Here is a 25,547-nt window from a genome sequence, read left to right as displayed (position 1 = left end):
TCGCTTCTGATTTCTGACCTCTGACGTCTGACCTCTGATTCCTGATCCCTGGATAGCTGCTCCCAGGTCGCTCACACCGCCTTGCCAAGTCCCAGGCTCAAATCCGGGTCGGCCGTCACCTCAGGACCCGCTGGAGAACCGCCGACGGCACCGGTCGCCGTCACCGGTTCGGGGAGCGCGGCCGGCGGATGCTCATGCGGGTCGCCTTGGCGAGTCTCCTGCCGCAGGTCATGACGGTGGTCGCTGCGATGGTCGTGGTCGTGGCGATCCTGTCGATCGCCTCGTGGCGGCGGTCGCATGCCGGCACGCAGGTAGCGGTTGTGATGGTTGAGCCGAGGCAGGAATCGCGCGAGTTCCGTCAGCGCCATCTGATAGACGCCGCGCTTGAACTCGATCACGGCTTCCAGCGGCACCCAGTATTCATTCCAGCGCCAGGCGTCGAACTCGGGGTGATCGGTGGCGCGCAGGTTCATGTCGCTGTCGCGACCGGTCAGTTGCAGCAGGAACCAGATCTGCTTTTGGCCGCGGTAATGGCCACGGGCGTCGCGCCGGATGAAGTGATCAGGCACCTCGTAGCGCAGCCAGTCTCGCGTGCGCGCAATGATGCGCACATGGTCTGCAACGAGGCCCACCTCCTCATGCAGCTCTCTGAACATCGCCTGCTCGGGCGTTTCGCCATGCTTGATGCCCCCTTGGGGGAACTGCCAAGAATGGGTGCGTATGCGCTTGCCCCAGAACACCTCGTTCTTGTGGTTGAGCAGGATGATGCCGACGTTGGGCCGGAAGCCTTCACGGTCGAGCATAATCAACCTCAAATCATTCGTTGGATTGATTATTGCACCGGGCTTGCAAGCCGGCGCGATCATCGCTAACCCTCGGTCGCCATCGGTGTCGCCGCCCCGTGCGCCAGGGTGCCGCCACGTGCGGCGGGCGGGGCCCGATCCCGTCATCCAACGCATGGCCTGCCCGATTCCCTGCTCGTGCCGTGGCCGCCTCGCTGGCTGCGCACTCTTATTTTTGCGCCCATGAAAGCCTCCCAGTTCTTCATCTCCACGCTCAAGGAAGCGCCCGCCGATGCGGAAATCGTCAGCCACAAGCTGATGATGCGGGCCGGCATGATCAAGCGCCTGGGCGCCGGTCTCTACAACTACATGCCGATGGGCCTGCGGGTGATCCGAAAGGTCGAGCACATCATTCGCAGCGAGATGGACCGCGCCGGTGCGGTGGAACTGCTCATGCCCGTGGTGCAGCCCGCCGAGCTTTGGCAGGAGACCGGTCGCTTCGAGAAGATGGGGCCGGAGCTGCTGCGGGTGAAGGATCGCCACGGTCGCGACTTCATCATCCAGCCCACTTCCGAGGAAGTCGTCACCGACATCGCTCGCCAGGAACTGCGCAGCTATAAGCAGCTGCCCAAGAATTTCTATCACATCCAGACGAAGTTCCGGGATGAGCGCCGTCCGCGCTTCGGCGTGATGCGCGGCCGCGAGTTCACGATGAAGGATGCCTATTCCTTCGATCGCGATGTCGCCAGCGCCGGCCGCAGCTACGAGAACATGTACGGCGCCTACTGCAAGATCTTCGACCGGCTCGGTCTGCAGTACCGCGCGGTGGCGGCCGACACCGGCGCCATCGGCGGCGACCGCTCGCATGAGTTCCAGGTCATCGCCGACACCGGTGAAGACGCGATCATCTACTGCCCCACCAGCGACTACGCCGCCAACATCGAACTGGCGGAAGCGCTGGCGCTGCTGCCGTCGCGCGGCGCTGCGACCCAGCCGCTGACCAAGACCCCGACGCCCGGCAAGTCGACCTGCGCCGACGTGGCCGAGCTGCTCAAGCTGGACCTGACCCAGACCGTCAAGTCGCTGGTGCTGGCCACCGACGAACTGAACGAGCAAGGCGAGGTGGTGAAGAGCCAGGTCTGGCTGCTGCTGGTGCGGGGCGACCATGACCTCAATGAAGTGAAGGCCGGCAAGCTCGACGGATTGAAGGGCGGCTTCCGCTTCGCCACCGTCGGCGAGATCGAGGCCCACTTCGGCTGCAAGCCTGGCTACCTGGGCCCCATCGGACTGAAGGCCCCGCTGAAGATCGTGGCCGATCGCACGGTGGCGAACATGGCCGACTTCGTCTGCGGCGCCAACGAGCCGGACTTCCATTTCACCGGCGTGAACTGGGGCCGCGATCTGCCCGAGCCCGACCTGGTGGCCGACATCCGCAATGTGGTCGCCGGCGATCCCTCGCCGGACGGCAAGGGCGTGCTGGCGATCCAGCGCGGCATCGAGGTGGGCCATGTGTTCTATCTGGGCACCAAGTATTCCGCCGCGATGAACGCCACCTACCTGGACGAAACCGGCAAGCCGCAACTCATGGAGATGGGTTGCTACGGCATCGGCGTGACCCGCATCCTGGGCGCGGCGATCGAGCAGAACCATGATGAGCGCGGCATCATCTGGCCCGATTCGATTGCGCCGTTCACCGTGGTGGTCTGCCCGATCGGCATGGACCGCAGCGAGGCGGTGAAAGATGCCGCCACCCAACTGCATCAGGACCTGCAGGCCCTGGGCATCGACGTCCTGCTGGATGACCGCGGCGAGCGGCCGGGCGCGATGTTCGCCGACTGGGAGCTGGTCGGCGTGCCGCATCGCGTGGTGATCTCCGACCGTGGCCTCAAGGAAGGCCAGGTCGAATACCAGGGTCGTCGCGACACCGAAGCAACCAAGCTGGCCTTGGCCGACGTGGTGGCACACCTGAAGCAACGCCTGAAGTGACCGACCATCGTCCACCGCATCGCGTCGCGGTGGTGGACGCGCTGCGCGCGCTGGCCCTGCTGCCGGTGATCGCGGTGAACTGGGTGGGCTACCCGGCGCTGCCCGACATGGGGCCGCTGGCCCCGCCCACACCCACCGGCTCGGCATCGGCGCAGGCCGTGTCCTGGCTGTTGTATGCATTGGTGGCCGGCAAGGGCATCAGCCTGCTGGCGTTTCTGTTCGGCTACAGCCAGGCGCTGTCGCAGTCCTCGCGCACCGAGGCCTCGCAGGATCGTCGGCGGCACCGGATGAAGAAGATGCTGGCGCTGGGTCTGCTGCACGGTTGCCTGATCTACATGGGCGACATCCTCACGACTTATGCGGTGTGCGGCTTGCTGATGCTGAACTGGGCGGGACGCTCGATGGCCCAGTTGCGGCGTCGCGCCTGGGTGCTGGTCGCGCTGAACATGGTGATCATCGGCATCACCGTGGTCCTGTCGCAGATGTCGATGGCGCCCGGGGAACCTTCGGTGCCGATGACCCAGCCGGTGTCCTGGCTCGAGTGGACCGCGCACAACGCCTCGCACTACCTGGTCGCGACGCTCTTCTTCCTGCTGCTGGGCCTGCCCCTGCCGATGCTGTTGATGACGCTCGGACTGATGGCGGGGCGGCTGCGGCTGTTTTCGCATCCGCGCTGGCGCCCGCGGTTGCAGCGGTGGTCCCGCCGCTGGCTGTGGCCGGCCGTGGCCTTGAACATCGTGTGGGCCAGTCTGCTCTGGCCGGGCCTTCGTGACGGCGATGTCTTCACCACCAGCCGGTTCGCCATCTACTACCTGTATCCGACGATGCTGCTGCTGAGCGCCGCGGTGCCCGCCGTGGTCTTGGCGATGGCACGGCATCCCCAGTGGCTGCGCGTCCTGGCGCCGTTGGGCCGACACACCCTGACGCTTTATCTGACCAGCTCTGTGCTGAGCTTGCTGCTCTTCAGCGGCGCCGGGCTGGCCTGGCCAGCCGGCACCGTGCTGACCTTTGTGCTGGCCCTCGCCTATTGGGGCGGCGGCCTGATACTGGCGCCTTCGCTGGGATCGCGGCGTCTGCCGCTGGAAACCTGGCTGTCTCGTTGAGCCGATGAATCGCCTGTTTCGCACCTGGGCCGCTGATGTGGTCCCTTCTTCATCTGAGAACGCCCCTGCGGCGGCGATGCCCACCGGCCTTGGTCGTCGCAGGCTGATGCTGGCGGGCCTGGCGGCCGGCTGTGGCCTGGCGCCTCGCCGCGCCTGGGCCGGTGCGCAGGTGGAAGAGCCGCTGGCAGATTCGGTGCGGTCCGCGCTCTCCGCCGCGATTGCCTACGGCGCTCCGCCCAAGCCGACGTTCAGTGGCATTGAAGCGCGGCTGGCCTATCTGCGCTGGCTGGGCGAAATGAGCGAGCGGCTGAAGCGCCAGAAGAGCGAAACCCAGACCCGCATCGAGTTCCTGGAAGCCGTTTGGTATGAAAGCGCGCGATCCGGTCTGGAGCCTGCCTTGGTGATGGGCCTGATCCAGGTGGAAAGCGGCTTCCGCAAATACGTGATCAGCAGCGCGGGCGCGCGTGGCTACATGCAGGTGATGCCGTTCTGGGCGCGGCTGATTGGGGACGGACAAGCCTCACGGCTGTTCCACATGCAGACCAATCTGCGCTTCGGCTGCGTGATCATGCGGCACTACCTGGACATCGAGAAGGGCAACCTCTACCTCGCCCTCGGTCGCTACAACGGCAGCCGGGGTCGACCGGAGTATCCCAATGCGGTCATGGGGGCACGCAAACGCTGGTTGATGCCCGGCGAGACCTGAACGATGGAGGGGCGACCGCTCAACGGCCGCCCGCTGTCACGCCGGCGCTCCCGCGTTCAGGACGTGGACGAGGGCCGCAAGCCTTGCCAGGACTGGGGCTCCGCGCCCGGCAACTGCGCCATCTCCAGCACCCGCTCGACGGTCTCCGCGACCATCTCATCGATCGATTGCGGCTTCAGATAGAGCGCCGGCAGCGGCGGGAAGATGATGCCGCCCATCTCGGTCACCGACGTCATGTTGCGCAGGTGGGCCAGGTTGAACGGCGTCTCGCGCACCATCAGGATCAAGCGCCGACGCTCCTTGAGCGTCACATCGGCGGCCCGGGTCATCAAGTTGTCCGACAGTCCGTTCGCGATCGCGGCCAGGGTGCGCATGGAGCAGGGGGCGACCACCATGGCGGCGGTGCGGAAACTGCCGCTGGCCACGCAGGCACCGACATCGCCGGGAGCGTAGGAGCGATCCGCCTCCCGCTCCAGCGCGTCGCGCCCCATGCCTAGCTCATGGTGGGCATTGAGCACGCCGGCCGGGCTGAGGATCAGGTGGGTCTCGGCGCCGAGCATGCGGGCGCGCCGAATCAACTGCACGCCGTAGGCCGCACCGGTTGCGCCGGTGATGCCGACCACCAGGCGAGGACGCGCCCCGCTGGTCATCAGGACTTGGTCAGCAGCTGTTGCAGCTCGCCGCTCTCATACATCTCCATCATGATGTCGGAGCCGCCGACGAATTCGCCGTCGACATAAAGCTGCGGGATGGTGGGCCAGTTGGCGTAATCCTTGATGCCCTGGCGCACGCCTTCGTCTTCCAGCACATTGAAGGTTTTCACATCGGACGCGCCGCTGGCCTTCAGGATCTGGATGGCGCGGCCGGAAAAGCCGCACATCGGAAACTGGGCGGTGCCCTTCATGAAGAGCATCACGCGGTTGTTCTTGACCAGGTCGTCGATGCGTTGCTGAACGTCGCTCATGGCGGTGATCCTTGTCTTGTGTTGAATGCGTCAGGGGCGCGAACGGCAGGCGACTGCCGCGGTGCGCCGGACATGCCGCGATTATCAGACAGTCGCCAAGGCCGTGCGCAGGCAGGCAGATTCCCTCAGAAAACCGGCCCACCGGATGAAGTCACTCGCTGGGGCGCGAGGTCAGTGGTGGGTGCGGCCCGAAAGATTCGCGTGCGTGGCCGATGGCGTCTCTCACGCGTGTGCGTAGGCGCTCACGTTGGCGGTCAGCCGCATGGATGCGATGCCATCCAAGCCCAGTCCAGGCCAGCCCAGCCCAGCCCAGCTCAGCCGGCAGGCCGACGCCGAGCAGGCAGGCAGGACGCCGTTCAGAAGCTGTAGCTGACGCCGAATTGCAGCACCGGCTTGAAGCGCATGTCGCGGCTGGTGTCGTCCTGCGGCAGGCTGTTGCCCAGGCGCAGGGCGGGGGTGTTGTTGGCCAGCACGCCCAGGTCGGCGCTGAAACCCCAGCCGCCCCGCAGCGAATAGCTGGTGTAGCCGACGCCGACATAGGACGACATCGGCAGGCTGTTCTCGCGCTCCGGCGCGGCCAGCAGGCTCAGGCCGCGCTGGCCGACAGAAAAGTAGGAGGTCAGCGTCGACCCGCGACCCAGCGCCAGGCCGGAGCTGCTCTGCACCAGCGACATCGGACCGAGCATCAACCCGCCGGTGGCGCGCAGGCCACCGCGGGTGTCGCGGCCGAGGCCGGAACCGGTCAGGTAATAGTCGCCCAGCAGATTGGCGCTGAGCACGCGGCTGCCGCGGCGGGCGTCGTAGCTGGCGTTGACATCGTCCAGGCTCTGGCTGAGCTGCAGCCGGGCTTGCCAGCTGCTGAACGCTTTCGATTTGAGCTGCAGCCCCTGCTCGGCCCACGCCGATCCGGCCAAGGTGATACCGGCCAGGACCACGGCCAGGCGCAGGGGCAGATGTGCGGCGCGCATTGCAGGTCTCCCAGTCGAGGGCTGATGCGAATCATCGGCCCGATCGAATCATGCTACGCGGGACCCTGGGGCTTGGGTAGCCCGAAGTCGACGGGTGTGCGGCTGCTGTTGCGGTTTTACCGAAGCGATATGGAACGGGTGTAAATCACCCGCCGAGAAGGTATCCAGTCGTTCAGCCGGGCCAGCATCCGCCCGTCGTGCGGAGCTGTCCGCCCAGGTCGCGGCGGCTGGACACCGCCTGGAAACCCCGTTGACAGAGCCGTTCGGCGACCGTCTCTGCCTGATCCCAGCCGTGCTCCAGCAGCAACCAGCCGCCGGGCCGCAGCCAGTCCGGTGCGGTTGCGACCAGGTGGTGCAGGTCGGACAGACCGTCGCCTTCCGGCGTGAGGGCCGAGCGCGGTTCGTGCCGAAGTGCCGCCAGGTGGTCGTCGTTTCCGGCGACATAAGGGGGATTGCTGACGATCAGGTCGAACCGGCCCAACCCGGCCAGCGGTTCGAACCAACTGCCCAGATGGCCGTCGACCTCCAGGCCCAACCGGGCGGCATTGTCCAGGGCCACGGCCAGCGCCCCGGCGCTGGCGTCGACCATCCGCACCTCGGCGTCCGGCCGCCGCGAACGGATCGCCAGGGCAATCGCGCCGCTGCCGGTGCCCAGGTCCACCACCCGTGGCGCCTGCAGGTCGGCCAGTCGCTCCAGGGCCCATTCCACCAGGAGCTCGGTGTCGGGGCGGGGCACCAGGGTGTCCGGCGTGACCCGCAGGCGAAGTCCGAAGAACTCCTTCTCACCCACCAGGTAGGCCAGCGGGACCTGGTCCAGCCGGCGGGCCAGCCAGTCGTGGAAGCGGGCAGCCTGTGCGGGGGACAGCAGATCGTCGTCATGGCTGATCAGCCAGGCGCGGGAGCAGTCCAGCAAGGCCTGCACCAGGTACTGGGATTCGGCGCGCGGCAGGCCGGCGGTGGCGGCGGCCCGCAGGGCACCGGCGATGGTCAAGGGGGCGGGCACGCTCATGCGCGGCCTTCCAGCGCTGCCAGTTGCTCGGCGGCCTGGGCCTGCTGCAGGCCTTGCAGCACGTCGGCGAGGTCGCCGTCCATGATCGCGCCCAGCTTGTACAGGGTGAGGTTGATCCGGTGATCGGTCAGGCGGCCCTGGGGGAAGTTGTAGGTGCGGATGCGGTCGCTGCGGTCGCCGCTGCCGATCAGGCTCTTGCGCTGGGCGGCCTCCTTGGCGGCGCGTTCAGTGCGGTCCTTGTCCCGCAGCCGGGCGGCCAGCACCGCCATGGCGCGTGCCTTGTTGCGATGCTGGCTGCGGTCGTCCTGGCATTCGGCCACGATCCCGGTCGGGAGATGGGTGATGCGGATGGCGCTGTCGGTCTTGTTGACGTGCTGGCCGCCGGCGCCGCTGGCGCGGAAGGTATCGATGCGCAGCTCGGCCGGATTGAGCTGGATCTCTTCCGCCTCGTCCGGTTCGGGCATGACGGCCACGGTGCAGGCACTGGTGTGGATCCGCCCCTGGGATTCGGTGGCCGGCACCCGCTGCACCCGATGACCGCCGGATTCGAACTTCAGTCGGCCATACACCCCGTCGCCGTCGAGCCGCAGCACGATTTCCTTGTAGCCGCCGAGGTCCGATTCATTGGACGACAGCACCTCGCAGCGCCAGCCCTGGGTCTCGGCGAACCGGGTGTACATCCGCGTCAGGTCGCCGGCGAACAGGGCGGACTCATCGCCGCCGGTGCCCGCACGGATTTCCAGGAAGGCGGGGCGCTCGTCGTCCGGATCCTTCGGAATCAGCGCGAGCTGCAATTCCTGGTCGAGCCGGAGGAGGTCGGCTTCGGCGCCAGCGATTTCCTCGCGGGCCATGGCCACCATGTCGGCGTCGCCGCTGTCCAGCAGTTCCTGCGCGGCCATCAGGTCGCGTTCGCGCTGTTGATAGAGCTGGTAGCGGGTCACCAACGACGACACCTCGGACTGTTCCTTGGTCAGCGCCCGGTAGCGCTTCATGTCGGCGGCGACGCTGCCGTCAGCCAGGGTGTTGTCGAGCTCGACCAGACGGAAGCCCAGGCGGTCGAACTGTTGGCGCAAAGACTCATTCATGGGTGAACGTGCCGGGGAGCGGCAGAAGGACGGGACGGGCGGCGCCGCGGTGGCGGATCGCTGCAGTCGGTGTCGGGGGGCTATGGAGCCGAGGAGGCGCGGGACGATCGAGCGAAATGCCGACTTATCCCGGTCAGTGTCGCCCTCATCGCGGAGATCGGCCAGGTGGGAATCGGCTCAAGTTCGGTCCCTCCGGCGTCCGACCCGCGCAGCCCGCGGCGGCTCAGGCGCGCCGGGGTGAGGCGGTCATGACGACCGCGTCGCTAAGAATCCGTCAGGTCGGTGGAGCGATCGCGACCGGAGCCGCTGCGAGGATGCGCCTCGCCGTCGGCGGCCGTCGGCGTTCCGGTGTTGCGCAGAAAGAGCCGCGAGACGGTCTGTGCCAGCACCAGGCGTTGTTCGCCGTCGCTGCCGTTGAGCTCGGCCATGGCGCCGTGCATCATCTTCTGGGTCAGGCCGCGCGCCAGCGCTTCCAGCACCGTGTCGACATCCGCGCCCTTGGCCAGCAGTTTGCGGGCGCGTTGGATCTCGGTCTGCCGCCAGCTGTCGGCCTGCTGGTGCAGGGCCTGGATCAGCGGGACAGTGTGCCGCTGGTCCAGCCAGTGCACGAAGTTCTGCACGCCGGTTTCGATGATCGCCTCGGCTTGCTGAACCGCCGCCTGGCGCTTCTCGCCGGCGGTCTGGACCAGTTGGGAGAGGTCGTCGACGGTGTAGAGATAGACGTCGTCCAACTGGGCGACCTCTTGTTCGATGTCGCGCGGGACCGCCAGGTCGACCATGAACATCGGCTTGTGCTTGCGGCGCTTGAGCGCCCGTTCGACCGCACCCAGGCCGATCAGCGGCAGGCTGGAGGCGGTGCAGGAGATCACCGCGTCGAACTCATGCAGGCGGTCGGGGAGGTCGGCCAGCTTGATCGCGTCCGCACCGAGCTGGGCCGCCAGCTTCTCGCCACGCTCCAGGGTGCGGTTGGCCACGGCCATCGCCCTTGGGGACTTCGCGGCGAAATGGGTGGCGACCAGCTCGATCATCTCGCCGGCGCCGACCAGCAGCACCTTGATGTCGGCCAGGTTCTCGAACAGCTGCGCGGCCAGGCGGACCGACGCAGCCGCCATGCTGATCGAGTGGCTGCCGATCTCGGTCGAGCTGCGGACTTCCTTGGCCACCGAGAAGCTGCGCTGGAACAGCTGATGCAGCGTGGTGCCGAGGGTGCCGGCCTGGTCGGCTTCTCGCACGGCCTGCTTGAGCTGCCCCAAGATCTGCGGTTCGCCCAGCACCATGGAGTCCAGACCGCTGGCGACCCGGAAGGCGTGCCGGGCGGCCGCGCCACCCTCCACCACATACGAATGGTCCATCAGCGTGGCGCTGCCCACGCCGCCCACCTGCGCCAGCCAGTCCATGGCCGGACGGACCATTTCGCCATCGCCCGCCACGTAGAGCTCGGTGCGGTTGCAGGTGGAGAGGATGGCCGCCTCGGCCAGGGTGGCGCGTTGACGCGCGGTGGTGACCTGTTCGCGGAAGCCGAGCAGCGTCGGCGCCAGCTGTTCCAGGCCGAAAGCAAACCGGCCGCGGAGGTCCAGCGGCGCGGAGTTGTGATTCAAGCCCAGGGCGAACACCGTCATGATGGCGGCGATTATAAAATTCTGCCCCGACTCTCGCACGCCCTCAGGGATTTCCTCGACCTGTTCCGTCAAGGAAGGCTCGGTCCTCCTGGGGGCGATCCGCTGCCGTGTCGTGACCGGACCACGGTCCGGCGACCGGTTTCATCTCCTTACCGACACAGGCCGCGCTTGAACTTCCTCGACGCCTTCTGGCATTTCGGCAACCTCTTCCTGCCCGCCTGGGTGGTCGCCGCCCTGATGGCGGTGTCGATCAAGGCGCTGTGGCGCCAGGATTCCAACGGCCTGACCTGGCGCCAACTGGCTTGGTGGGGCGGGTTGGGCGGCTCGATGGGGACCCTCGCCGCGCTGCTGCTGCTCGGGCGGGACGGCAGCATGGCCGGTTACGGCCTCATGCTGGTCGGGGTGACGCTGCCGCAGTGGGGGCTCAGCTTCAAGCGCTGACGGCCGCCGCGCGGATGCCGGTCGAACAGACCGCGGCCGCACGGACCTGGGCAGCACGAAACAGGGCCGCCCTGCGTTCGCAGGGCAGGGCCCCGATGCGCGGTCCAGCTCGTCCGTCTCTCAGGCGGTGGTCGGCTCTTCGCTGACCGGTACTTCGCCTCGCAGCGAATGCGGGTAGGCCTCGGTGATGCGCATCGGGATGATCTGGTGCATCAGCCGCTCCTGGCCCTTGAAGTTGACGATGCGATTGCACTCGGTGCGGCCCATCAGTTCGGTGGCGTCCTTGCGGGCGTGGCCGCTGACCAGCACCGGCACCGTCTTGCCGACCAGTTCCTGGTTGTAGCGCATGGCGGTGGCCTCGATCTCGGCCTGCAGTTCCTGCAGCCGGCGGACCTTCACCTCATGCGGCGTGTCGTCCGCCAGGTTGGCGGCCGGCGTGCCGGGGCGCGGGCTGAAGATGAAGCTGAAGGAGGCGTCGAAGCCGATGTCGCGCACCAACTGCATCGTCTTGGCATGGTCCTCCTCGGTCTCGCCGGGGAAGCCCACGATGAAGTCGCTGGCGATGCGGATGTCCGGCCGCACCGCGCGCAGCTTGCGGATGGTGCTCTTGAACTGCAGCACGGTGTAGCCGCGCTTCATCGCCATCAGGATGCGGTCGCTGCCATGCTGCACCGGCAGGTGGACATGGTTGACCAGCTGCGGAATCTTGCCGTAGGCCTCGATCAGGCGCTGGCTGAATTCGTTCGGATGGCTGGTCGTGTAACGGATGCGCTGGATGCCGGGGATCTCGGCCACATACTCCAGCAGCAGGGCGAAGTCGGCGATCTCGTCGCTGTCGCCCATCCGGCCGCGGTAGGCATTGACGTTCTGGCCCAGCAGCGTCACTTCCTTGACGCCCTGGTCGGCCAGGCCGGCCACCTCTTCCAGCACATCCTCGAAGGGGCGGCTCACCTCCTCGCCGCGGGTGTAGGGCACCACGCAGTAGGAGCAGTACTTCGAGCAGCCTTCCATGATCGACACGAAGGCCGACGCCCCGTCCACCTTGGCCGGCGGCAGGTTGTCGAACTTCTCGATCTCGGGGAAGCTGATGTCGACCTGCGGCCGCAACTGCTGCTGGCGCTGGGCCAGCATCTGCGGCAGCCGGTGCAGGGTCTGCGGACCGAACACCACATCCACATACGGCGCGCGCTCGATGATGGCCGCGCCCTCCTGGCTTGCCACGCAGCCGCCGACGCCGATCAGCGTGCCCTTGGCCTTGAGGTGCTTGATGCGGCCCAGGTCGGAGAACACCTTTTCCTGAGCCTTTTCCCGCACCGAGCAGGTGTTGAACAGGATCAGGTCGGCCTGCTCGACGTCGTTGGTCGGTTCATAACCGTCCGCCGCGCGCAGCACGTCGGCCATCTTGTCCGAGTCGTATTCATTCATCTGGCAGCCGAAGGTCTTGATGTAGACCTTCTTGCCCGTGCCGGCTGGACCGGCAGCGCCGGCCACAGACGAGGCGGAGGCGTCCGTCGCGCGGGCGGCTGCCGTCGGCGGGACCAGGGTTTCAGGCGTGTCGGCGGGGGCGCCGGAGAGATCGGTGAACTGCGTCATGGCAGAGGCTCCAGGACCCGTGGCCACCTCGGCGGGCGGCGCGGATCGAACATGAGGGCAACAACTGAGCGGCGCTGGCAGCGGCCAGGGCTTGAGAAACAGGATGACGTCGGCGTCGGCGTCGGCGTCGACCGGCAGCCGGACCGGGCGGCGCTCAGGCGCCCCGCCGGTCTCCGGCTCTCCCGGTCTTCATGCGCGGATCAGGACTTGGTCCAGGTCTGCGTGTCGCGGTTGAAGATCCAGGTCGAGGCTTCGGTCGTCGTGCGCGGCCAGGGCTTGTTGGCCAGCTCGACCTTGTTCAGGATCCAGACGTTGATCAGCAGGCCGTTGATGTCGCGGTTGTATTGCACCGTGGCCTTCTGGCCGATCAGCGTGCCGGGCAGGGCCAGCATGTCGGCGGTGTCGCGGATGCGGACGCCAGGGGCCAGACGGTCGGACTTGCCGTTCAGCGTCACGTCCGGCGCATAGCCGAAGACGATCTCACCGCGCAGGGCGTCCGATGGGAAGAGGCGGTGACCGGTGGCCACTTGCGCCTGGGCAGGCGCGGGCAGTGCGGCAACCCCCAGGGTCGCGGCGGCAACGGTCATCAGGGCAATGCGGGCGGCCAGGGACTTGACGGTCGAGCGCAGACGGCTGACGCGATGAAGGCCGGGCCCGGCGGGCATGGCACAGCGGTACATGGTGTAGATCCAGTGGCTGCGAAAAGCGGCAAGTGTAGCGGGACCGCCGCTTCTCGAGGCCGACCGCTCAGATCCGGCCGTTGGGCGACGTCAGTCGGACGGCGGCCCCAGCAGACCCGGAATGGCCGGGGACGGTGGACGGGGTCGCACCGAGGAGCGCGCTCCGTCCCACCTCGTTCATGGCCACGGCCCCTTCTCCGGCTTCGATCGGTTCCGGCAACACATAGACCACGGCAGCGCCTTGGCCCAAGACTGGTCGGACCACCCGATCGAAGAAGTCCCCGGTGACGATGACGCAGCCCAACGAGATCCGGTTGTCGTCGGGCGATGCCGAGGCCAGTCGCTCGGCGCGGCGCTCCACGGCCGGGCTGGGCCGCAGGCGATGGATGGCGAACGCCGCGTCGTAATCCACCCAGATCACCGCCTCGCCCTTCAAGTTGACACCGGGCTGGGTGTCATAGCGGCCGGACGGCGTGGTGCGCAGCGCCGGCGGAATGCCGGTCGCGACCATGCGGCCGACGTCCGGTGCGACGTCGTCGCCGCGAGCCAGGCCCAGCAGGGCGGGGGTGCCGCCCACCAGGCGGCCGTCGGCGCTGAAGACCAGCAGTCGCGCTTCCTTCTTGTCGACGACGGCGAACGGCAGGTTTTTCGCATCGCCCGACTCGAATGCCCTCTGCGCCATCTGGCGCGCCGATTCCGACACGGTCACGCCACGGAAGTCGACCTGGCGCATGCCCGGGGCGGGCGCGGTGTGGGCCACGCCGTCGGCACGCACCTGCAAGTGGGCGGGGTGCCGAGCGGTCGGCAGCGATGACGGCAACGGGGCGCGCATCGGCGCCGGCAGTGCATCGCCGCTCGGCGCGGCGACGTCACGGTCGGCCGCACACGCGGCGCCGGCCAAGCCCAAGGTTGCGACGACGGCCCACACGCCTGCTGACGCCTGCGCGAAACCTCGCTCCCAGGCGCTCGATCGAACGCCCTTCATCCGCCACCGTACCCGCACCACCATGCTGCTGTCTTCCTTCCGGAAGACGAAACGGCTGTCTTCCCGGGGGCGGATATTAAGGAGCGGGGCCGCATGGCCCTGGGAAATCTGACCGGTAAACCGTCCGTAATTTCCCTGAAATTTGTAAAGCGTGCGGGCAGCGGAAAAAGTACCGGCTCGATCGGCTGCTGAGCGTACGTGGCGGTCGCGATACGTACCGAACGGAGCAGACGCGTCGATGGGCTCCTCAGTAGATCGCCTATTTTTCTAGCAAGACCTGACCCCGAGATCGCTCCACACGCGCCCTCGCAACTGGTGTTGCGCTGGTAGGGTCTTTTCGGGGGATTGGTTCGCATCCGGTCGTGTCGCGGAAAGCGGCGACGGTGGTGCGGCGCGCCCCTCTGAAGTGCCTTCAGAACCAGTCTGTAAAACCTGGATCAGTCTCGATACAAATGCTGTTCCGGCGCGGATCTCGTCGATAGTCTGCGCGTCGATGTCGGAAAGGGCCACGCCTGCGCGTGGCATGACCGGATCGCAGCCTCTGCCCGAGGCCAGTGTCACCACCCGAATCCTGCAGGTACGGGGGCGTTGACTGACTGGAGCGGCACGGGGCTTTCCTCGAACACGTTCAAGGCGCTGCGCAAGCGGTGCCGGGTTCGCCTGCGCGCGGTGTGCAGGCGGGCGCGCGTTCGACCTTTCATCGTGAACGATAGCAATGACTGGGAGTGACCCCATGAACAACTTGAACACGCGGTATCGTTTGGCCGCCATTGCAGTGGCCTGCGGCGCGATCGCGCCGATCTCCTCGGCCCTGGCGGCCGACTGGCCCTCTGGCTTCTCCAAGTGCGCGGACGAAGGCGAGACCTGCAAGCTCGACAGCAAGACCCGTCAGGTCTCCTTCGGTTTGAAGGACAAGTGGGTGATCAAGAGCTTCAGCGGCGCCACCGTGGCCTGCACCAGCGCCAATTTCGGCGGTGCCGATCCCAACAAGGGCAAGGCTGAGAAGTGCGCCGTCGGACCGGCCGCTGCGCCCGCACCGGCTCCCGCACCTGCACCTGCTCCCGCGCCAGCGCCCGCACCGGCCCCTGCACCGGCGCCCGCACCGGCACCTGCTCCCGCACCCGCACCCGCACCCGCACCCGCTGGCCACAGCGGTGGCTTCGCCGGTCAGGTGACCGGTGGCGGCTCGGTGACGGCCGTGACCGTCAGCACCGCCGCGCAGATGCAGACCGCCATCAACAACTACACCGGCACGGGCGGCCTGGTGGTGCGCTACAACGGCACCTTCGACTTCGGCACCATCCCCGATCCCTGCACCCAGTGGAAGAAGGATGCCGGCGCGATCGTCGAGATCAAGGGCAAGAAGAACATCACCATCGAAGGCGTGAACGGCTCGGCAGCCAACTTCGGCCTGGCGATCAAGGCGGACTCGTCCAACATCATCATCCGCAACATGACCATCGGCCTGCTGCCGGGCTCGATCGATGCCATCGGCATCGAAGGCCAGAGCGGCAAGTTCCCGGGCTACATCTGGATCGACCACAACACCCTGTTCAGCTCCCTGGCCGAGTGCTCGGGCGCAGGCGACCTGGAGTTCGACGGTCTGGTGGACAACAAGGCGGGTGCGCACCACATCACCTATTCCTACAACTACATCCATGACCACCACAAGGTGGGCCTGATCGGATCGAGCGACAGCGACGCCAGCGACCGCAACATCACCTTCCACCACAACTACTACTACAACGTGGGCTCGCGCATTCCGCTGCAACGCGGCGGCTACACCCACATCTACAACAACCTGTTCTCCAAGGTGATCACCTCGGGCGCGAACATCCGCATGGGTGGCTATTCGCTGATCGAGAGCAATTACTTCGAGAACTCGCAGAACCCGGTGACCTCGCGCGACAGCTCGGCGATCGGCTACTGGGAACTTCGCAACAACAACATCAAGACGACGGCCGACTTCGCCACCTACGGCATCAAGTGGGTGGCCAGCGAGTCCAAGCCGACGCGCGATGCGACCGATTGGAAAACGACGGCCAACTTCCCCGTGGGCATTCCCTACAACTACACGCCGCATGATCCGGCGTGCGTGAAGGCGAAGCTGCCCTCCGTGGTTGGCGCCGGCAAGAACCTGGCCACGCTGAGCTGCAACTGATCGACGGCTGATCCCGGGCCCATCCCGGGATGAGCCTCGACACGCCCCGCTCACCCTCACGGGTGGCGGGGCGTGCTGGTTTGTGGCCTTTGATCGGAACCGGACGAGCTTGACCGGATTGACGGCATGGACGGCCTGGACGGCATGGACAACCGCGCTGGCCCTGTCGAACCGGCGTGGTCGATTTGGTGCCGAGGCCATCGTGCCGTCGTCCCGGCGCTGCTGACCTGGCGCTGTCGACAGGAGCCGTGCACGGCCTCCCAAACAGGGGAGGCGTTTTGCCCCGCTCCGGCGCAGCATCCCGGCATGGATACGCCGCCGCCCCAGGATGCCACCCACCGCGCCACCGACGACCGCCAACCGACGCTGAGTTCGGCCCAACTGCCGGACGTGGAGGCGCTGGATCTGCCGCGTCCCGACATGGTCACCGCCGTGATCCGCCAGCAGGTGCGCCCGGACCATTGGCAAGCCTACGAGGACTGGCTGCATCGCATCATCCCGATCGCCGCGCGCTTTCCGGGACACCGCGGTGCGCAGGTGATCAAGCCCCCGGCCGGCAGCTTCCTCTACACCGTGACGCTGCACTTCGACACCATCGCCCATGCGGACGACTGGTTCCGCTCGGAGGCGCGTCAGGCCCTGCTGCGCGAGGTGGCGCCCCTGCTCGCCTCGCCGGAGGAGGTCAAGACGGTGACCGGACTGGAGTTCTGGTTCGAGCCGCCGGCCGCTCATCCCGCACCGCGACGGTTCAAGCAGGCGCTGGCGACCTGGTCGGTGATCTTTCCGCTGACCTCGCTGCTGGGGATGACGCTCGGCCCCTGGCTGCATGCCTGGTTGGGCGGTTGGGGGCGGCTGGCCGCCAATCTGGCGGTCTCCGGCATCACCGTCGTGTTGATGACCTACGTGATCATGCCGCGCTACACCCGATGGCTGGCGCGCTGGTTATCGCGCTGACGAGGCGAGGAACACGCGCAGAACAGTCGCTGAACAGTCGCTGAACAGTCGCGGAAGGGGCGCTGACGTCGCGCCGATCGGACGCTTGTAGGCGGCTGTAGGGCATCGCCCGACAACGGCTCCGGTGAAGGGCTTTCAGCAGGAGCGGGCGAAGCGTGCTGGCGACGACGGGGGCGGGAGACGACCATAGATCCCATGAAGATCGTTGTCGTCGAAGATTGCCTGCCGGTGCGCCGCCTTCTGGTCGGACGCGTCGAATGCGAGGCGGGTGTCAGCGTCGTGGCGCAAGCCTCCGGCGAGGACGAGGCCGTTCAAGCCGTGATGGCCACGACGCCCGACGTCGTGCTGCTGGATCTGCAGCTGTCCCCGGGCTCCGGGTTGGCGGTGCTGTCCCGATTGCGACGGCAATCGTTCGCCGGCAAGGTGTTCGTGCTGAGCTCGGAGGACCGCGCCATCTACGCGCCGCTGTGCACCCAGCGCGGCGCCAACGGGTTCTACGACAAGGCCTTCGACGTCGATCGGCTGATGGGCGACCTGCACGACCTGTGCTGCGAGGGGGCGCCGCGGCTTCGCCGCTGTGGTGCGCCGGGTCCGCGTCCGCCGATGCACCTCGGCGGCTGAGCGCCTGCATCGCCATTCGAGTCGCCAAGGGAGATCCCCATGATCCCACTGACCTGGACGCGTCCCGGCCGCATGGCCACCTGGCTGATCCTGGGCAACCTGCTGCTGATCGCCACCCTGGTCGTGATGACCGGACTGAGCCTGAACAACCACCGGCTGAGCGAAGAGAAGCGCGCGCGTGACGTGGTGGACAACCTCGCCCAGAGCCTGTCGGTGGAGGTGGGCGCGGAGCTGCGCAATGCGGACAACGCGCTCTCGACCATCGGCTTGCGTTACCGCAGCGCCCGACTCACGGCCGATCACCAGGACGCGCTGGTGCGGATGCTCGAAGAGCAGCGCGACCTGCTGCCGCAGGTGTCGGTGCTGCGGATTGCCGATGTGCGGGGTCAGGTGGTGGCAGGGCTCTCTGCCGATGAACGCAGCTTCAATGTGGCCGACCGCGCTTATTTCACCGAAGCGATGATGAGCACCGACATGGTGATTTCAGAGCCGCTGCAAGGGCGTGTCAACGGCGAATGGAGCTTGATCCTGGCCCGCCGGCTGATCAACCACGACGGGCAGTTCGCGGGCGTTGTCTTCGCGGTGGTGACCGCGCGGCATTTCCTGGCCCGCTTCAGCCAAGTGGCGCTTGGCCCCTCCGGCGCCGTGTCGCTGCGCTCGGAGAGCATGAACCTGATTGCCCGCTACTCGGCGGGTGAACCCAGGTCGACCAAAGGATTCGGCGGACGCCAGCTCTCGGCGCAACTGCAGCGCAGCCTCGCCCAGAACCGCGACCATGGCGTCTACCTGACGCCCACCGTGATCGACCAGGTCGAGCGCATCACCGCCTACCGCAAGGTGCCCGGCTATTCGTTGACCCTGTTCACCGGCATGGGCAGCGGCGACTTCCTGGCGTCCTGGCGCAAGCAGGCCTGGCAGCAGGCGATGCTGACCGCACTGGTGGCACTGGCGGTGGCAGGCGCCTCCGCGATGATCCATCGCACGCATCAGGGGGAGCGTCGCTCCCGCAAGGCGCTGGCGCGTCTGGCCGGCGAGCAGGATGCGATGCTGCAGAACGACCTGGTCGGCATGGTGCGGGTTTTCGAGGGGCGCGCCCTTTGGTGCAATCCGGCGCTGGAGCAGATGTTCGGCTATGAGCCCGGCGAGCTGACACAAAGCGAGACGCGGGTGCTCTTCATGGACGATGCCGACCATGCCCACATCAGCCACGTCGGCTCGTCGACGATCCGTGCGGGCGAGCGCTTCCGCACGCAACTGCGCATGCGCCGCAAGGACGGCAGTGCCTTCTGGGTGGATGTCAGCGGCATGGTGCTCTCCGACACCGACTCGCTGTGGACGCTGGCCGACATCGACGGCCTCAAGCAGAGCGAGGCCCGTGCCCAGGACCTGGCGCTGCGGGATGCGCTGACCCAGTTGCCCAACCGCCGCTTCTTTGAGGAGCGGGTCGGCGATGCGATTCATCAGGCGCGTCGCACTGGACAGGACTTCGCCGTCTGTTATCTGGACCTGGATGGATTCAAGCCGGTCAACGACCAGTACGGTCACAACGCCGGCGACGAGGTGCTGGTGCAGATCGCGCAGCGGCTGCAAGGCCTGGTGCGCGCCAACGACGTGGTGGCGCGGTTGGGCGGCGACGAATTCGCGATCCTGCTGTCGGGTGTGTCGCGGGCGACGGATGTGGAGCAGCTGCTGCAGCGCTTCCTGTTCTCGATCCAGCGGCGCATCACGCTCGACGCGGGCGAGCGGGTGTCGGTCAATGCCAGCATGGGCGCCGTCATCGGGGGCGGGGACGATGTGTGCGCTGAATTGCTCCGCCTCGCCGATGAGGCGATGTACGGCGTCAAGCGCACCGGCAAGGGCCGGCTGCAGGTGGTCTCGGTCGACGATCCGGCCTGGGCCGTGGCCGCTTGACGGCCACCGAGCTCAGCGTGAACCGGCGTGTGGCGCCGCGTGCGCCGTCGCGGCCAGCCAAGCCGACTCCTCATCGGTGAACAGCCGGGAGCGCGTCAAGAAGCGCTGCCCGCTGCGGCCCTCCAGCGAGAACATGCCGCCGCGACCCGGCACCACATCGATGATCAGCTGGGTGTGCTGCCAATACTCGAATTGCGGACCGCTGATGTAGAACGGCACGCCGCCGATCTCGCCGAGCAGTCGGTCATAGTCGCCGATGATGAATTCGCCCTGCGGGAAGCACATCGGTGCGCTCCCGTCGCAGCAGCCACCGGACTGGTGGAACATCAAGGGCCCATGCTCCCGACGCAGATCGTCGATCAGCGCGAGCGCCTGGTCGGTGGCCGTGACCCGCAACACCGGTTCAGTCATGCCGACTCCTCGGGGGCGACGCACCCCCTGTGATCGTCCGACACCGCGCGCCCCCGGCGAGGGACGCGCGGACGGATGAATGGACGCGCTCGGCGCTCAGAAGAAGCCGAGCTTGTTCTCGCTGTAGCTGACCAGCAGGTTCTTGGTCTGCTGGTAATGGTCCAGCATCATCTTGTGGTTCTCCCGACCGATGCCGGAGTTCTTGTAGCCGCCGAACGCGGCATGGGCCGGATAGTGGTGATAGCAGTTCGTCCACACCCGCCCGGCCTGGATGCCCCGGCCCATGCGGAAGGCGGTGTTCATGTCGCGGCTCCAGACGCCGGCGCCCAGTCCGTACAACGTGTCGTTGGCGATCTCCAGCGCCTCGTCCTCGGTCTTGAAGGTGGTGACCGAGACCACCGGGCCGAAGATCTCTTCCTGGAAGATGCGCATCTTGTTGTGGCCCTTGAAGACGGTCGGCTTGACGTAATAGCCGCCTTCCAGATCGCCGCCCAGCCGGTTGCGCTCACCGCCGATCAACACCTGCGCGCCTTCCTGCCGGCCGATGTCCAGATAGGACAGGATCTTCTCCAGCTGCTCGCTGGATGCCTGCGCGCCGACCATCGTGGCCATGTCCAGCGGACTGCCCTGGGTGATCGCGCCCACGCGCTGGATCGCGCGTTCGATGAAGCGGTCGTAGATCGATTCCTGGACCAGCACGCGCGACGGGCAGGTGCAGACCTCACCCTGATTGAGCGCGAACATGGCGAAGCCTTCGAGCGCCTTGTCGAAGAAGGCATCGTCCTTGTCCATCACATCGGCAAAGAAGATGTTGGGCGACTTGCCGCCCAGCTCCAGGGTCACCGGGATCAGGTTCTGGCTGGCGTACTGCGAGATCAGCCGGCCGGTGGTGGTCTCGCCGGTGAAGGCGATCTTGCCGATCCGGTTGCTGGACGCCAGCGGCTTGCCGGCCTCCAGCCCGAAGCCGTTGACCACATTCACCACGCCCGGCGGCAGCAGGTCGCCGATCAATTCCATCATCACCAGGATGGACACCGGGGTTTGCTCGGCAGGCTTGATGACCACGCAATTGCCGGCGGCCAGTGCCGGCGCGAGCTTCCAGACCGCCATCAGGATCGGGAAGTTCCACGGGATGATCTGACCCACCACGCCGATGGGTTCATGGAAGTGATAGGCGTAGGTGTCGTTGTCGATCTGGCTGATGCCGCCTTCCTGCGCACGGATGCAGGCCGCGAAATAACGGAAGTGATCGACCGCCAGCGGCAGGTCGGCCAAGGTGGTTTCGCGGATCGGCTTGCCGTTGTCCCAGGTCTCTGCGGCGGCCAGCATCGGCAGGTTCTGCTCGATGCGATCGGCGATCTTGTTCAGGATGTTGGCCCGCTCGGTCGGCGAGGTCTTGCCCCAGGCGGCCTTGGCCTTGTGGGCGGCGTCCAGGGCGCGGTCGATGTCGGCCGCAGTGGAGCGCGGAATCTCGCAGAAGGCCCGGCCGGTCACCGGTGTGATGTTGTCGAAATACTGATGGCCTTCCGGCGCCACCCACTCGCCGCCGATGTAGTTGCCGTAGCGCTTCTTGAAAGGCACGGCGGTGCCGAATTTTCCGGGTTCAAGCATGTCCATGGGTTGTCTCCATTGCGGGGTTGGCGCGGCTCCATCGCCGCGCTCTGACCGTTGAGTTGCAAGGGATGGGCCAGTGGCCGTCCGGGCTTTCCCGCAAGGTCCTGAAATCGCCTGCAGGGCCGACGCCGACGGGGTTTCCCAAGGGGCCGCTGCAGGTTCTGACTGCGGCAACCGGGGATTCTTCGCAGTGCTTGTCGCATTCGGCGACGGATGCCGCAGAATGTGTCGCAGACCCGGTCGCAACTTGCGACACACCGTGGCACTGGAGACAAGCATGAGCGACCGCGCGCTGGCATCGTCCGTTGTCGAACGGGCGAGGCAGAGGTTCTTCATCGATGGCACCGATCCCGGCGCCAGCATTCCGGCGCATGTCAGCCGCTCGTGGCGACGTTGCGATGCCTTGAGCCCGGCGCTGCAGCGGCCAGCGGTCGCCGAGCCGGTCTTGCGTGGAGAGCTGTCCGTCCGACGCGAGGCCTCCGCGTGGCTGCGCCAGTGCGCGCAGCCGGAGCTGGATGGCCTGGCCGAGCATGTGCTGGGGCAGGGCTGTGTGGTGATCCTGTCCGATGCCAGCGGGCTGATCCTGGATGAGGTCGGCAGCCCGGACTTCCTGCCCAAGGCACAGCGGATTGCGCTGACGCCCGGTGTGGACTGGTCGGAATCGCAGCGCGGCACCAATGCGATCGGCACGGCGCTGCATGAGCGCGAAGGTCTGATGGTGCTGGGGGGCGAACACTTCCTGGCCCAGAACGGCGCGCTGGGTTGCGCGGCGGCGCCGATCTTCAATGCGCGCGGCGAGCTGGTCGGTGTGCTGGACATCTCGGGCGAGGACATCCATGTGGATGTGCATGCGCTGGGGCTGGTGCGGATGGCGGCGTCGCAGGTCGAGCATCGGATGATGAGCAACGGCCGACGGGATGGACAGTTGGTGCGGTTCCATCGACGCCCGGGGCTGCTGGGCACGCCGCGCGAGGGCTTGCTGTCGGTGCTCGACGGCCAGATCGTCGGCGCGAATCGCACCGCGCTGTCGCTGCTGGGCATGGTGTGGGAGGAGGCGCTGGGCGCGCCTGCCGAGCGCCTGCTGGGTGCACGCTGGCAGCGACTTCAGTCGGGATCGGGGCTGCTGGTGAATCCGGACGGCCGACAACTGGCGGTGAGCATCGAGGCGCCACAGCGGGCCGACACGCCGATCCGTCGCGCATCGACGGGCCCTTTGGAGCGCGTGTCCCACGCCGATCCGCGCGCTCAATCCGGTCATACAACCGATCCGCCCGATGTACTGGCGCCGCTGCTGGCCAATGCGATGCGGATTGCTGCTGCGGGCCTTCCCATCCTGGTCAGCGGCGAAACCGGCAGCGGCAAGGACGTGTTTGTTCGCCGCCTGCATCGCGCCAGCCACCGCGCGAGCGGCCCGCTGGTGGCGGTGAACTGCGCCGCGCTGCCGGAGAGCCTGATCGAAGCGGAGCTCTTCGGCTATGAGGACGGCGCCTTCACCGGCGCACGACGGCGCGGCTTACCCGGGCGCTTGCGTGAAGCCCACGGCGGGATGCTGTTCCTGGACGAGATCGGTGACATGCCGCTGAGCATGCAGACGCGATTGCTGCGCGTGTTGGAAGCGCGCGTGGTGCGGCCGTTGGGTGGGTCGCAGGACATCGCCGTGGACTTCGATCTGGTGTGCGCCACCCATCGGGACCTGGCGGCGCTGGTGGGACAGGGGCTGTTCCGGCAGGACCTGCTGTATCGGCTGCAGGGCCATGTGGTGTGCATCCCGCCGTTGCGGTCACGGGCGGACCGACGGGCGTTGATGTCGCGCTTGATGGATGAGGCGGGCGGCGCGGCGAAAGGTCTGCGATTGACGCCGGCTGCGCTGGACGCGTTGGAGCGTCAGCCGTGGCCGGGCAATGTTCGCGAGCTGTTGAGCCTGTTGCGCAGCGTCGTGGCGTTGGCTGAGCCGGGCGCGACGCTGGATGTGAGCGATCTGGGATTGCCCGATGCGGTGGCTGCGGCGCCGCGTGAGACCGCGCAGGTGATGGGCGCCGTCGATGGTGCTGGCCAGCGAGCGCAGTCAGGGCTGTTGGCGTCATTGACCGACGAGGCCATCCGCCGCGCACTGGCGGAATGCGGTGGCAATGTCGCGGGCGCGGCCAGGCGATTGGGGCTGCATCGGAGTACGTTGTATCGGTACTTGGCGAGGCGGCGGGGGGAGGGGGAACGGGGATTCGAGGGGGTGTCCGGCTGATGGTGTCTCACTGATCCGCTTCGATTCTTCGAGCAACCCGAAGCGCTAGTCCCGGCCAGTTTCGTCATCGGATGGAAAATCGACGAAGGTTGGTGACCCATGCGATGGGACCGGTTGGACATGCGGCCGGTCGCTCCTTCGCCTGCCTCATGACGAACTTGACCAAATGTGGAGCCCAAATGAACAAAGCCCGCAAGACTTGCGTCTTGCGGGCTTTGCCATTTATTTGGTGGCGCTTCAGGGATTCGAACCCCGGACCTGCGGATTATGATTCCGTCGCTCTAACCGGCTGAGCTAAAGCGCCTCAGAGAAAACGCGACTATAGCAAGCTTTTCCATGACAATGCAAGCCCCCGCCGCAAGAGGCGAAAAAATTCGGCGAGCGAGTCTTCTCCATGTTCAGCTTCCTCAAGAAAAAACTCGGCTTCGGCGCCGACACCCCACCGGCCCCCGAGCCCAGTCCAGCGCCTTCGCCCGCGCCCGCGCTGCCCCACTCGACGCCCCCCGGCCCCCCGGTCACGGCCCGCGCGCCCGTCACTTTCGAACCCGCCGCCAAGCCTGCGCCTGCGGCCGCCTCGGAGCCTGCACCGGCGCCCGTGATCAGCGCCCCACCGTCCGCACCTGTCGTGGCACCGGCACCCTCCATTGCGGCACCCGTGCCGGCGCCGGTCGCGAAGGTGCCCGCACCCGCGCCCACGCCCACGCCCACGCCGGTGCCAGTGCCGGTGCCAGTGCTTGCCCCCAAGCCAGCCCCGGCGCCCAGCCCGGCCGTCGAGACCGCGCCCGAGCCCGCACCGCGCAAGAGCTGGATGGACAAGCTGCGCCAGGGCCTGCGCAAGACCGGCTCCAGCATCGCGCAGGTGTTCACCGGCACCCAGATCGACGATGCGCTGTATGAAGAGCTCGAAGCCGCGCTGCTGATGGCTGACGCCGGCGTGCGGGCCACGGAGTTCCTGCTGGAAGACCTGAAGCGTCGCGTCAAGGAATCGAAGGCGACCGATCCTGCCGCCGTGCGCCATCTGCTGGTCGACGCGCTGAGCGAGCTGCTCAAGCCGTTGCAGCGATCGCTCGTCATCGGCGAACACACGCCGACGGTGATCATGGTGGTCGGCGTCAACGGCGCCGGCAAGACAACAAGCATCGGCAAGTTGACCCGCCATCTGGCCGACGCCGAAGCCAATGTGCTGCTGGCCGCCGCGGACACCTTCCGCGCCGCCGCGCGCGAGCAGCTGTCGGTCTGGGCCGATCGCAACCGCGTGCAGATCATCAGCCAGGAGGGCGGGGATCCGTCCGCCGTGACCTTCGACGCCGTCACCGCCGGCAAGGCGCGTGGCTGCGACGTGGTGTTGGCCGACACCGCCGGCCGCCTGCCCACCCAGCTCCACCTGATGGAGGAGCTCAAGAAGATCAAGCGCGTGATCGGCAAGGCGCAGGACGGCGCACCGCATGAGGTGCTGCTGGTCGTGGATGGCAATACCGGCCAGAACGCCTTGGCGCAGGTGAAGTCGTTCGACGACGCGCTGGGCCTCACCGGCCTCATCGTCACCAAGCTCGACGGCACCGCCAAGGGCGGCGTGCTGGCCGCCATCGCCCGCGAGCGGCCGATCCCGGTCTACTTCATCGGCGTCGGCGAGAAGCTGGAAGACCTGCAGACCTTCGACCCTCGCGAGTTCGCGCAGGCCTTGCTGGAATGACCTCGGCCTACTGAGCCATCCC

The 25,547-nt window shown here is 67.1% G+C and carries 22 protein-coding genes and 1 tRNA gene; 10 read left to right on the top strand and 13 right to left on the bottom strand.

Translation table 11 applies throughout. The annotated features are described in order from the left end of the window. Positions 1-71 precede the first annotated feature (71 nt). Positions 72-803: an RNA pyrophosphohydrolase gene (locus N4261_RS22715; protein ID WP_261760822.1), complete on the bottom strand. Its 732-nt coding sequence runs from the start codon at positions 801-803 to the stop codon at positions 72-74. 222 nt (positions 804-1,025) lie between these two features. On the opposite strand from N4261_RS22715, the gene N4261_RS22710 reads away from it, so the two are divergent. From N4261_RS22710 to N4261_RS22700, 3 genes are all read left to right on the top strand, one after another. Beyond that, a complete protein-coding gene (locus tag N4261_RS22710) occupies positions 1,026-2,768 on the top strand; it encodes a proline--tRNA ligase (protein WP_261757520.1) in 1,743 nt (580 codons plus the stop codon). Further along, on the top strand, positions 2,765-3,871 hold the full coding sequence (locus N4261_RS22705; RefSeq protein ID WP_261757519.1) for a DUF418 domain-containing protein: 1,107 nt from the start codon (positions 2,765-2,767) through the stop codon (positions 3,869-3,871). Before N4261_RS22710 ends, N4261_RS22705 begins: the two co-directional genes overlap by 4 nt. Positions 3,872-3,947: 76 nt before the next feature. Next, on the top strand, positions 3,948-4,577 hold the full coding sequence (locus N4261_RS22700; RefSeq protein WP_435532091.1) for a lytic transglycosylase domain-containing protein: 630 nt from the start codon (positions 3,948-3,950) through the stop codon (positions 4,575-4,577). A 56-nt stretch (positions 4,578-4,633) separates the two neighbouring features. On the opposite strand, the gene N4261_RS22695 is transcribed toward N4261_RS22700, so the two are convergent. From N4261_RS22695 to hemA, 6 genes are all read right to left on the bottom strand, one after another. Continuing rightward, entirely contained in the window at positions 4,634-5,227 is a 594-nt protein-coding gene (locus N4261_RS22695; RefSeq protein WP_261757518.1) for a UbiX family flavin prenyltransferase, read from the bottom strand. Then, positions 5,227-5,541, bottom strand: a complete 315-nt coding sequence (gene grxD, locus N4261_RS22690) for a Grx4 family monothiol glutaredoxin (protein ID WP_261757517.1) — start codon at positions 5,539-5,541, stop codon at positions 5,227-5,229. The genes N4261_RS22695 and grxD overlap by 1 nt, the downstream gene beginning before the upstream one ends. Positions 5,542-5,897: 356 nt before the next feature. Continuing rightward, on the bottom strand, positions 5,898-6,509 hold the full coding sequence (locus tag N4261_RS22685) for a hypothetical protein (protein ID WP_261757516.1): 612 nt from the start codon (positions 6,507-6,509) through the stop codon (positions 5,898-5,900). Between the two features lie 172 nt (positions 6,510-6,681). After that, a complete protein-coding gene (gene prmC, locus N4261_RS22680) occupies positions 6,682-7,518 on the bottom strand; it encodes a peptide chain release factor N(5)-glutamine methyltransferase (RefSeq protein WP_261757515.1) in 837 nt (278 codons plus the stop codon). Beyond that, on the bottom strand, positions 7,515-8,603 hold the full coding sequence (prfA, locus tag N4261_RS22675) for a peptide chain release factor 1 (RefSeq protein ID WP_261757514.1): 1,089 nt from the start codon (positions 8,601-8,603) through the stop codon (positions 7,515-7,517). The genes prmC and prfA overlap by 4 nt, the downstream gene beginning before the upstream one ends. A 263-nt stretch (positions 8,604-8,866) precedes the next feature. Continuing rightward, on the bottom strand, positions 8,867-10,222 hold the full coding sequence (gene hemA / locus N4261_RS22670; RefSeq protein WP_261757513.1) for a glutamyl-tRNA reductase: 1,356 nt from the start codon (positions 10,220-10,222) through the stop codon (positions 8,867-8,869). Between the two features lie 168 nt (positions 10,223-10,390). On the opposite strand from hemA, the gene N4261_RS22665 reads away from it, so the two are divergent. Further along, positions 10,391-10,663, top strand: coding sequence for a hypothetical protein (locus N4261_RS22665; RefSeq protein WP_261757512.1), 273 nt, complete (start codon positions 10,391-10,393; stop codon positions 10,661-10,663). Positions 10,664-10,783: 120 nt separating this feature from the next. Here N4261_RS22665 and miaB read toward each other — a convergent pair whose 3' ends face one another. From miaB to N4261_RS22650, 3 genes are all read right to left on the bottom strand, one after another. Continuing rightward, positions 10,784-12,088, bottom strand: a complete 1,305-nt coding sequence (gene miaB, locus N4261_RS22660; RefSeq protein ID WP_435532090.1) for a tRNA (N6-isopentenyl adenosine(37)-C2)-methylthiotransferase MiaB — start codon at positions 12,086-12,088, stop codon at positions 10,784-10,786. A gap of 368 nt (positions 12,089-12,456) precedes the next feature. Continuing rightward, positions 12,457-12,936, bottom strand: a complete 480-nt coding sequence (locus tag N4261_RS22655) for a hypothetical protein (RefSeq protein WP_261757510.1) — start codon at positions 12,934-12,936, stop codon at positions 12,457-12,459. 67 nt (positions 12,937-13,003) lie between these two features. Beyond that, positions 13,004-13,864, bottom strand: coding sequence for a hypothetical protein (locus N4261_RS22650; protein WP_261757509.1), 861 nt, complete (start codon positions 13,862-13,864; stop codon positions 13,004-13,006). A gap of 790 nt (positions 13,865-14,654) precedes the next feature. On the opposite strand from N4261_RS22650, the gene N4261_RS22645 reads away from it, so the two are divergent. From N4261_RS22645 to N4261_RS22630, 4 genes are all read left to right on the top strand, one after another. Further along, positions 14,655-16,082: a pectate lyase family protein gene (locus tag N4261_RS22645; RefSeq protein ID WP_261757508.1), complete on the top strand. Its 1,428-nt coding sequence runs from the start codon at positions 14,655-14,657 to the stop codon at positions 16,080-16,082. A 306-nt stretch (positions 16,083-16,388) separates the two neighbouring features. After that, the gene (locus N4261_RS22640; protein ID WP_261757507.1) at positions 16,389-17,036 is read left to right on the top strand and encodes an antibiotic biosynthesis monooxygenase; all 648 of its coding nucleotides are present in this window, start codon (positions 16,389-16,391) and stop codon (positions 17,034-17,036) included. 195 nt (positions 17,037-17,231) lie between these two features. Beyond that, positions 17,232-17,657 carry a response regulator gene (locus tag N4261_RS22635; RefSeq protein WP_261757506.1) on the top strand — a complete coding sequence of 142 codons (426 nt, stop codon included), beginning with the start codon at positions 17,232-17,234 and terminating at the stop codon, positions 17,655-17,657. A gap of 39 nt (positions 17,658-17,696) precedes the next feature. Then, positions 17,697-19,568, top strand: a complete 1,872-nt coding sequence (locus N4261_RS22630; RefSeq protein WP_261757505.1) for a diguanylate cyclase domain-containing protein — start codon at positions 17,697-17,699, stop codon at positions 19,566-19,568. Between the two features lie 12 nt (positions 19,569-19,580). On the opposite strand, the gene N4261_RS22625 is transcribed toward N4261_RS22630, so the two are convergent. Together N4261_RS22625 and adh are read right to left on the bottom strand one after the other, a co-directional pair. Continuing rightward, entirely contained in the window at positions 19,581-19,979 is a 399-nt protein-coding gene (locus N4261_RS22625; RefSeq protein WP_261757504.1) for a DUF779 domain-containing protein, read from the bottom strand. Between the two features lie 96 nt (positions 19,980-20,075). Then, complete coding sequence (gene adh, locus N4261_RS22620) at positions 20,076-21,596, bottom strand: aldehyde dehydrogenase (RefSeq protein WP_261757503.1); 1,521 nt, start codon at positions 21,594-21,596, stop codon at positions 20,076-20,078. 274 nt (positions 21,597-21,870) lie between these two features. Here adh and N4261_RS22615 point away from each other — a divergent pair, with 274 nt between their 5' ends. Continuing rightward, positions 21,871-23,832, top strand: coding sequence for a sigma-54-dependent Fis family transcriptional regulator (locus tag N4261_RS22615; protein ID WP_261757502.1), 1,962 nt, complete (start codon positions 21,871-21,873; stop codon positions 23,830-23,832). Positions 23,833-24,059: 227 nt separating this feature from the next. Here N4261_RS22615 and N4261_RS22610 read toward each other — a convergent pair. Continuing rightward, positions 24,060-24,136, bottom strand: a tRNA-Met gene (locus N4261_RS22610). A 90-nt stretch (positions 24,137-24,226) separates the two neighbouring features. Here N4261_RS22610 and ftsY point away from each other — a divergent pair. Continuing rightward, on the top strand, positions 24,227-25,525 hold the full coding sequence (ftsY, locus tag N4261_RS22605) for a signal recognition particle-docking protein FtsY (protein ID WP_261757501.1): 1,299 nt from the start codon (positions 24,227-24,229) through the stop codon (positions 25,523-25,525). The last annotated feature ends 22 nt before the right edge of the window (positions 25,526-25,547 follow it).

Origin of the sequence: Roseateles amylovorans (assembly GCF_025398155.2) — a bacterium.
Lineage (GTDB): Bacteria > Pseudomonadota > Gammaproteobacteria > Burkholderiales > Burkholderiaceae_C > Roseateles > Roseateles amylovorans.
This window is presented reverse-complemented; position numbering and strand designations above follow the sequence as displayed.